The sequence below is a fragment of the Blastocatellia bacterium genome (assembly GCA_035573895.1).
GTDB lineage: Bacteria > Acidobacteriota > Blastocatellia > HR10 > HR10 > DATLZR01.
This window is the reverse complement of record DATLZR010000178.1, coordinates 1-9,579: the sequence shown is the minus strand read 5'-3', so window position 1 is coordinate 9,579 and position 9,579 is coordinate 1. Positions and strand designations below refer to the sequence as shown.

7 protein-coding genes are annotated in these 9,579 nt (G+C 59.5%); 4 read left to right on the top strand and 3 right to left on the bottom strand.

The window, feature by feature from the left end; all coding sequences use genetic code 11:
* Positions 1–251 precede the first annotated feature (251 nt).
* The gene (locus VNM72_15630) at positions 252–401 is read left to right on the top strand and encodes a hypothetical protein (protein HXF06823.1); all 150 of its coding nucleotides are present in this window, start codon (positions 252–254) and stop codon (positions 399–401) included.
* 666 nt (positions 402–1,067) lie between these two features.
* Here the strand turns inward: VNM72_15630 and VNM72_15625 are convergent.
* Entirely contained in the window at positions 1,068–3,959 is a 2,892-nt protein-coding gene (locus VNM72_15625; GenBank protein ID HXF06822.1) for a TonB-dependent receptor, read from the bottom strand.
* Positions 3,960–4,196: 237 nt separating this feature from the next.
* Entirely contained in the window at positions 4,197–5,600 is a 1,404-nt protein-coding gene (locus tag VNM72_15620) for a Xaa-Pro peptidase family protein (GenBank protein ID HXF06821.1), read from the bottom strand.
* A gap of 546 nt (positions 5,601–6,146) precedes the next feature.
* On the opposite strand from VNM72_15620, the gene VNM72_15615 reads away from it, so the two are divergent.
* The 3 genes from VNM72_15615 to rimI are packed head-to-tail and all read left to right on the top strand — an operon-like array spanning position 6,147 to position 8,598.
* On the top strand, positions 6,147–6,959 hold the full coding sequence (locus VNM72_15615; protein ID HXF06820.1) for a methyltransferase domain-containing protein: 813 nt from the start codon (positions 6,147–6,149) through the stop codon (positions 6,957–6,959).
* 27 nt (positions 6,960–6,986) lie between these two features.
* Positions 6,987–8,081 (top strand): tRNA preQ1(34) S-adenosylmethionine ribosyltransferase-isomerase QueA, encoded by a 1,095-nt coding sequence (gene queA / locus VNM72_15610; protein ID HXF06819.1) that lies wholly within the window; start codon positions 6,987–6,989, stop codon positions 8,079–8,081.
* 19 nt (positions 8,082–8,100) lie between these two features.
* Positions 8,101–8,598 (top strand): ribosomal protein S18-alanine N-acetyltransferase, encoded by a 498-nt coding sequence (gene rimI, locus VNM72_15605; protein HXF06818.1) that lies wholly within the window; start codon positions 8,101–8,103, stop codon positions 8,596–8,598.
* A gap of 65 nt (positions 8,599–8,663) precedes the next feature.
* Here the strand turns inward: rimI and VNM72_15600 are convergent.
* Positions 8,664–9,579, bottom strand: a 916-nt coding sequence (locus VNM72_15600) for a Glu/Leu/Phe/Val dehydrogenase (protein HXF06817.1), incomplete at its 5' end; no start/stop codon positions are given.

The window sequence follows — 9,579 nt, the reverse complement described above, 5'->3', positions numbered from 1 at the left end:
CGACTGGGCCTGGACGACTTCGTGGCCTCTGTCGGCCAAATAGGTCGAGTAGAGAAAACGGACATTCGGTTCATCATCAACGAGCAAAATCCTTGCCATCGAGCCTCCTCCTCACCTGGTCATGTAACGCGAGCTTTCAAGCTGGCGCAGGACGCACGCGCGAAAGCCTGCGCCGCCTGGGCCAGCCGGAAAGTCCGCGCTAGAAGCGCTTACTTACGCGGCTCCGAACAATGGGAAAAAAGAGCGTTGCCATGAACGCTCAACCGTATGTCAAACACCCTCTGGCGGCGTGTTTCTTGCTCAGGCCGTGCCCGGCCTTACTGGTGCCTCAACGGATCTACCTGGGTCAGCAGATGTTCAAGTCGAGAGGTGAGCTGGTGAATCCGAGTGGGGTCGTCTGACTTGGCTCTCATCAGCTCGTGAGCCACCTGGAGAATTTCGTCATTGAGGGCTGCGAGACAAGCGTACTTCTCCGACTCGCTCTGGAACATATAAGCGCCCTCGGCCTTCGGGACAGCTTCTCGGAGTGCGGGCGTCTTTTTCGAGGCAGGAGCACCGACCATTGGCTCAACCTCCGCCAATCACTCAGTTCGGCTTCGCCTCGATCCCCTCCGTTGAATAATCAGGGCCGAGTCAAAACCGCCCCCATGATACACCAATTTTAAGTTCGACGCCAGGAACTATTGGTTCGTCTCAAATGTAAGGGGCAGGATAGAAGATGCGGCGGGGGGAAAGGGCAAAAACGAAATGCCGACCCGACTTTCCACTTACGCAGGGCTGATTCTTCGTCAAAGGCTTTCTGCCGAAGAATCCCCAATGGCCTGGCCTTGATTCGGTCGCTGGCGCCGTATCCCCCAGGGGATGGAGCAGGATCAGGCCCCTGACTTCTTCTGAGCGATGAAGAGCGAAACCACCACGAAGGTGGGCCATGCATCAGGGGCAAGAAGGGAATGGGCGTTTCGTTCGTCTCATCTTCCTGGGAGATGTCGCGCGGGCCTTCCGGTCCGCACCCCATCACAGACCGGGAATGTCCGCGCGACGTCCGTCTCCCATCTGGAGCCGAGGTTCTAGAAGTTGACCTTCACGCCCAGTTTGAAAAGGCGTGGAGCGACGATCACCGTGGGCTGATCGAGCGCAGCCCCCACGGCTTCGATCACTGCCGTCGTGGTGGCGACGTTCCCCACGTTGAAGATGTCGAGCGCCGGCTCAATCCGCCATCGCTCGCCGATACCGAAAACGCGAGAGAGGCGCAGATCGAGCAGATTCACGTTGGGAAGGCGCACGGTTCCCCGCTCGACGAGATCAATCGCCTGGCTAACCTGCGTGAGATTCGGGATGTGGGCTGTCGTCACGGTGAAGGTGCGACGCAAGGGATAGCCGGTGAAGTGCTGGAAGTTACCGCTCACCTCGAAGCCCCAGGGAAGCTGATAGGTCCCGGCGAGCTTAAAGATGTAGGGGGAATCGGTGCCCACGATCCCTTTTCGATTGATGTTGAAGTTGGGATTGTTCATATCGTCGAAGCCGTTGACGAGATCCCCTCGGAAGGCTCCGCGCTCTCTTCCGATGGTCAGTCCGCCCAGAAGCTGCCAGCGTTGGGACATCCGTTTCGTAAAGGTGATGTCCAGACCGTTATATTCGCTGTCCAGCTCTTTGAAGTTGGTCAACAGCAGATCCACGCGCCCGCGCGTGGCCGGATCCTGATTGTAAACGGTGATGGTTTGACCCGCGAAAGGAGCCGGCAGATTCGCCGGGAGCGTGAGCCGGACGGGGATGTAGGCCGAGGGGGGAACAGCCATGTTCGCTCGTCCCACCTGTCGCCGATTATCCCGATGCCAGCCTGTGATGGAGACGACCAGATCCCGATAGATCTGCTGTTGGATTCCGAGCGAGTATTCCCACGAGTAAGGTCGTTCCAGATTCGGGTCTATGCGCGTGGTCACGCCGCCGACAAAGCCCGGTCCCGGACCAATTTCATCGCGCTCGGCCAGGCCATTGCCGTTGCGGTCAGTCCAGCTCCGCGTCTCCACGCTCAAGCCGAGCGGATTCACGCTCGTGGGGTAGGCCATGCCGACGTTTTGCAGATAGCGACTGGCGCTCGCTTTGAGGACGGTTCGTCCCGTGCCGGTGATGTCCCACGAAAGTCCGAATCGCGGGGCCAGGTCTTTGAAATTCGGCACGTTGCGAATCTCAGGGAAACTGCGTTCGCCGACGAACGTCCCGGCCGCCGACCGTTGTGGCGGGATCACGCCGAGCGCGTATTCGTACCGTAGCCCGAGATTGAGCGTCAGTCGTCCGCGAAGCGTCCAGGCGTCCTGCACGAACCAGGCGAACTGGTGGAGATAGTTAGCCTGCTCAATCGGCGTGTTATAGGCTCGGACAAAGCTCGGGCGCCCGTTGTCGAAGATCAATCCGTGATCGCCGTTCATGATGTAAATCTGGCGGAAGAAACTGCGCATGAATTGAATCCCGAATTTGAGGCTGTGCGCTCCACCCCGACCGCTGGCCACATAGGAGGCGGCGGAATCAATCGAGAGGCGATAATTGGGATTGAGGTAGTTGTAGAGAGCTGCGTTACTGCGCGTCGAGAGCGTGATGTCCTCCTTCATGATGTCAGTTGGCCTGACCTCTTTCTGATAGCGCAAGGGGAAGACGATGTGCGTCCCGGCAATTCCCGAATCAATGACCCAACGGGCCGAGGGCGTGTAGGTCCACTTGATGTGGGCGCTGTAGCCGGGTTGATCCTGCAACCAGGAGGCTTTGTCCTCGATGAAAAACGGCGGCGTGTCCCGCCGATGGAAGCGGTTCTTCTCGTTGCGATTGTACATGAAGCTGAGTCGGTGCCCGGACGTCACCTGCCACGTCACCTTGCCCGAAGCATTGCGAATGCGGTTATCGTCAATGGCTTGCGTTTCGTCGGGATTGAATGCGCCAGAGACGAGCTGATCCACTCCCCACTGCCGCAGGGAGACGAACCACCAGAGCTTGTCCTTGATGAACGGCCCGCCGACATTGCCGTTCAGATCGTAGACGTTTTTGATGGGATTGCCCGCCTTCACATCGGGGCGTTGACGGAGTCGTGCCGGTACTCGCGCCAGCAGCTTCTCCCTCAGCGCGGGGCTGACGTTATCGGCCTGCAAGGCATCCGTGGCCCCGAAAAAGAGAATGGAACCGTGAATCTCATTGCCTCCATCTTTGGTCACCATGTTCATGTAGACGCCGCCTTGAGAGATCTCAGCGGGCAAAGCGCCGACCTGATAGTTGACCTCCTTGAACATTCCGGCGTCATAGTAGATGGCCGTGGCACCGCCGGTGCTCCCCGGCCAGTTGATCTCCAGACCGTCAATGGCAAATTTCTTGTCGCTGTCGCGCGAGCCGTGAACGGTCAGGGTGTATTGCTGCATCCCTTCCGTCCCTCCCACGTCGAACCGGCCGGAGGCGACGCCGGGAACCATGCGAGCCAGCACCCAGGGATCACGCGGATTGGGAACGCGTTCGAGAATATCCTGCGAAATGACCGTCTGCGTCACGACGTTACTTGCATCAATCGCCGGAGACTCTCCGCTGACGGTGACGACCTCGACGACCTCACCCACATCAAGCTGGACGTTGATCGTCGCCTGAAAAGCGGACGTAATAACCACCCCTTCCCGCACGTGGGTCTTGAAGCCGGATCGCTCGAACTTGAGCGTGTAGGTGCCGGGTTTGAGGTCGAAGAACTTGTAATAGCCATTCTCATCGGTCGTGACCGTGCGCGGACCGCCGATGAGCGCGGGACCCGTGACGGTGACATTCACACCCGGAAGAACGGCTCCGGTGGCATCCCTCACGGTTCCAGCAATCGAACCGACCTGAACTTGAGCGAAAATTCCCGACGGTAGCGAAAGAGCAGCGATCAGAGCTGTCCACCGAAGGGATCGCATCATGGTGTGGAGGATGCGATAACTTCTCGTGATCTTCATAGTTCCCTCCTTCGTTTGGATTCTCCTACCACGTAGTGAGCTATGAGAGCGAGACATCAGCGGCAGCGACCATCCCTCGGACCGTCATTGTCGTGCAAAAGAGCCCGCCAAAGACGCCAATGGATGCACGCCGAGCCTCCGATTGTCACCATTTCCGGATAGGGCCGTGCGGTTTCCTCCGCGTCGCCCACCGGGAGGGGAGCGAGAACCGTCACTTCACCCCAGCGCTCCTCCGAGCTAGAGCTTGAGCCAGCACCACTCGCGCGTGAGCGGAGTCTGATTCAGGGCCAGGCCCCGGTCTTTGGTTACCAGCACGCAATTGGAGTGGTTATAGCCGAAGCCACCCTCAGGATTATAGAGGCCCGGCTCGTTGCTGAACATCATCCCCTCTTCGAGCACGGTCTCGTCGCCGGGGGCGATGTAGGGAGCTTGATGGCCTTCCATTCCCTGACCGTGCGCCGGTCGGTGATAGATGTACTGTTGCAATCCGGCGCGGACGGCGATGTCCAGAACCTTCTCAGCGACTTCGTTGCATCGCACGCCGGCTTTGCTGAGTTCCTGTTGTTTGAGGACCATCTCCGTATGAACGTCCCACATCTTCCGCTGGAGATCGGTCATCGGCTCGATGTGCAACGCGCGATAACCTTCGCCGCCATAGCCTCCGATGGTGATGACGGCAGCGATCTGCACGGCCTCGCCCCGCCGGATTCGAGAATAAAAGAACTGGTTCGGATGCGGATAGGCGGTGGCCACACCGGCGCGACATCCGAAGTTCAAACTCACGCCCACCGCCTGATGCGGACGTCCGGTGGGCTGCATGACCTTCATCAGTTCGTGAGTGGCGAATTCCTCCGTTCGATGACGAACCTCGAAATCGGTCGCGTCCGTCCCGTGCTTCAGGATATAGTCGCGGGCGAACGCGAGCATTCGGTCGTGCAGAGCGATCGCCTTGCGCGTCAGCTCGATCTCTTCGGGCGTCTTGATCATGCGCATGCGTAACAGGAGATCGCCGGCCACTTCGAATCGCGCTTCAGGTAGGGCCTGCTGCATCCGCTTCATTGTCGTTGGTCCCACTTCCTCTTCTATCCCGAGACGCGCTCGCCCGAATCCCCGCCGGGCCAGCCCCTTGAGCATCCACTCCAGAAGATCGGCCCTCGCTCCCGCTTTGTAAGCGAGGGCGTTGAAAGGTCCCGCGTGAGGATAGTCGAAGTACCACTCGCCCTCTTTGATCCACCAGGTGTTGACCAGGTCCTTATCCAGACCCGGGTGGAAAAAGACCGGCTCTCCCTTGGTCGGAACGAAGAGCCAGAACGGGCGTTCGGTTGTCGTGTGGAAGAGGCCGGAGACATAGATGATGTTCCAGCGGTCTTTCAAAATGATGCCATCAAGTCCTCGCTCGGACATTTTCTCTTGCAGCCGCTTGACCGTCTGCCGATACCAGCTCTCGGGCAGTCGAAACGGCGGCGACAGTGGAGCGACCGAAGGTACGGGCTCCCGCGTTTGAGATGATCCCACAAGAGAGTGCGACGCGGGAGTCGAGCGTGCTTGTGGCTTGTCCGAACCGAAGAGGCGCACCGGATGTCCAACCGAAGCCGATGCCCCTAAGAAGGCAAGAAACTTCCGTCGCGTTGTGCGCATCATGGCTCCCTCCCTACTGCCTGAATCGAAATCCGGACGTGCGGCTGAGAATATGTACCTTGCCCGCGAAGGATGTCAAGAAGTTAGGAGGCGTTTAGATACTGTCATCACCCGAAGAAGGTGGTCGCTTTGTCCATCCCAGGAGTTACCCACCTGGTTCAATGGCTCAGATGTGGGGATGGGATGCCGCTACCGTCCTCCTTTGGTGGGCCGCCCCCTCTCGCAGCCTCGCGTTCTGCCGAGCGCATTGCGTTTCTTCACAGACTGGAAAGTCTGCACTACCAGAATTCCCGTGGGCCGCCCGTTCGCTCCTCCTCGCAATCGGGCAGATGTTGGAACCCAAAATATCGAGTGAGAAATTTCCCTCAGGAGAGAGGAGCCTCGCTTTCATGGGCGGCGAATTGGCCTCACGACCGATCAGCAAATCCTCGTTGGGACAGTCGCCTCGGAGGTCTTTCAGTCACCAGTTGGCCGACGACCCGAACGTTTGCACGGCTTTGTGCATCTAGCCCTGAACATATCGAACGAGTAGAATCTTTCTCTCGGATTATGCGATCTGCGACCGAACGGGCCTATCGCTACGACCTGTACATCGTCCCGGTATGGCGGGAGCCATTTGATCAGATGGTGGAGAAACATCTCCCCTTGCCCAAGCAAGGCTCGATTCTCGAAGTCAATAGTGGGACCGGAGGACTCGCTCTCGATCTCGCCATGAAAATGAGGGAGCGCGGAGACGTCGTGGCCACGGATCCCTCACCGGAACGATTGGCGCTGGCGCGAGCCAAAGCAGCGATCAAGAAGGTATCGAACCTCACCTTTTTGGAGAAAGAGCCGACGGGGCTCGGCCTGGACGACGATGCTTATGCCCTCGTCATCGGCGATGCCACGCTTGGCGAGCAGAATTCACTCGGCCAGATGCTGGCGGAAATGGCGCGGGTGTGTCAGCCGGGAGGAACGGTGAGTCTCAAGCTGCTCACGCACGGCAGTTTCGACGAGGTATTTTCAGTCCTCTGGGAAGCGCTCTGCGACTGTCACCTGCTCGACTATGCTGCCCACGTCGAGCGGTTAGCCACCGATCTGCCCACCGTCAGCGATGTTGAACAGCTTTTCGCTCGCCTTGGACTGGAGAATGCTCATTGCTTCGTTGAGCGCCGGGAGTTCGTCTTCGACCAGGCGAAAGACTTCTTCGAGTCTCCTCTGGTCGAGGACTATTTCTTCGATTCCTGGTTTGGCTTCCTTCCGAGCGAGAGCCTTCGCCAGCGAGTCTTTCGTCGGGTGCTGGCGCTCATCAATCGAGAACGACGCCACTCGTACTTTGACGTTTCGATCAAAGCGGCTCTGGCCATTGGACGGAAGCGGTGAGGTCCTCGACGAAACGGGATCGAGAGGATGCACATCAGCGAGTTTGACTACGAGCTGCCGGAGGAGTTGATCGCCCAGAAGCCGATCACCCCGCGCGATCACTCGCGGATGCTCGTCCTGGATCGGCGGACGGGTGCTCTGCGGGATCGGGTCTTTCACCAGCTTCCGCAGGAACTGGAGCCGGGCAGCGTGCTTGTGATCAATAACACGCGGGTTTTTCCGGCGCGACTCATCGGTCGGCGGGAAGGATTTCCCGGACGCATTGAAGTTTTGCTCGTGCGCCGTCTCTCGGCGAGCGTCTGGGAAGCCCTCGTCAAACCCGGTCGGCGCGTGCGGCCCGGCACCGAGCTGATATTCGGTGACGGAGTACTTCGCGCCCGCGTGCAGGACGTACGGTCGAACGGGAGACGAGTGATCGCTTTCCAGTGCGCGGAAACGGATGTGGATGGCCTGATTGATCGCATCGGATTGCCGCCGCTGCCTCCGTACATCAAACGCGCGGGCGCGGAAGCCCTGCGTCACGACGCCGAAACCTACCAAACCATCTTCGCCAAACATCGCGGAGCGGTCGCTGCGCCGACGGCGGGCTTGCATTTCACCGAGGCCGTCTTCGATGCCCTGGCGCGACGGGGAGTCAACGTGGTCGAACTGACATTGCACGTGGGATACGGAACGTTCAAACCTATCACCGTCACCGAGATCGAACGGCACGAGATGGAGGAAGAGTTCTACATCCTCCCGGAGGCCACGGCCGGAGCCATCAATCGCGCCCGAGAGGAACGCCGCCCGATTATCGCCGTGGGGACGACGACGGTTCGCGCCCTGGAATCGGCAGCGACCGAGGATGGGCGGGTCGTCGCCGGTAGCGGATGGACGCGCCTGTTCATCTATCCGGGATACCGGTTCAAGGTCGTTGACGGCCTGGTGACGAATTTTCATCTTCCCCGCTCGACATTGCTTCTGCTGGTGTGCGCGCTGGCCGGACGGGAGAATGTCCTGCGGGCCTATCATCACGCCATCGCCGAACGATACCGCTTCTACAGCTATGGTGATTGCATGCTCATCCTCCCCTCATTGCCGGAAAGGGGGGAGACGGGTATGATTAAGCCGCTTCAACCGTGACACAGGGGAGCGACAGCCAATGGTTGCGGAACTTCTTCTTCTCCCGATGACCGTTGACGACGCCGGGGCGTGCTGGGAGCTGGACCAAAAATGCTTCGCCTCCGGCGAGGCTTACGACCTGGAGACATTCCATTATCTGTTGACGAATCCTTCGGTGGTCGCGCGAAAGATCGAAACCTCGCAGGGACAGATGGTCGGCTTTGCCATCGGGATGCTGGAGCCTCACGCGGTCGGTCATGTCATCGCCGTGGCGGTGGATCCCCAGTATCGCCGACGGGGACTCGGCCTACATCTGATGATCGAAATCGAGGCCGAGTTCTGCCGGCAGGGAGCTACCATCGCTCGGCTCGAGGTGCGAACCACGAACCGACCGGCGCAACGCCTCTACCGCAAGCTCGGCTATGTCGTCACCCAAAGACTCTCTCACTATTACATCAACGGCGAGGACGCCTACCTCATGACCAAGGCGCTCAACTCCCGTTCTTCCCGAGGTGGTTTTCGTCGCTTCTTCCGGTGACATCGGCTCGCGCGCGGGGAGCCAACCACGCTCTCCCACTCGCCGGGATGTTTCCCGCCAACGGGTCACGGGAAGATTCCCCGCACGCGGGTGGCTTCGGCCACGCGGGTAATGGCGAGAATGTAGGCTCCGATGCGCATATCTACCCGGTAGCGCTCGCTGGTGAAGTAAACTTCCTGAAAGGCGTTCTTCATAATGCGCTCCAGGTTGTGTCGGACCTCTTCCTCGCTCCAGAAGAATCCGTAGAGGTCCTGGACCCACTCGAAGTAGGAGACCGAGACTCCTCCGGCATTGGCCAGAATATCCGGGATGACCAGGACCCCCTTATCGAAGAGAATGTCATCGGCAGCCGGCGTGGTAGGACCATTTGCCGCTTCGGCGATAATTTTGGCCTTGATGCGATCGGCATTGCGACGGGTGATCTGATTCTCCAACGCCGCCGGGACGAGGATGTCGCAGGGGAGTTCGAGCAGTTCCTCATTGCTGATCGGTTCGGTATCGGGCAATCCCGTCAGGCGGCCCGTTTTCGCTTTGTATTCGATGGCGGCATCGGGATGAATGCCATGAGGGTTAAAGACACCGCCGCTCGAATCGCTCACGGCGATGATGCGGGCTCCGTCCTCGTGGAGGAACTTGGCCGTGTTGCTGCCGGCATTGCCGAAGCCTTGAACGACGACGGTGGCCTTGGTCAGATCAATTCCTCGGACGCGACAGGCTTCGCGGATGGCGAACTGACAGCCACGAGCGGTGGCCTCGTGACGCCCGCGCGAGCCTCCGAGTTCGACCGGTTTGCCCGTCACCACGCCCAGTTCCGTATGTCCTTTGAACATGCTGATGGTGTCCATGATCCAGGCCATCGTCTGCGCATCGGTGTAGACGTCGGGTGCGGGAATGTCCCGATCCGGCCCGATGATCGGGGCAATTTCCGTCGCATAGCGGCGGGTGAGACGTTCCAGCTCGCCGAGCGATAACTCCTTGGGA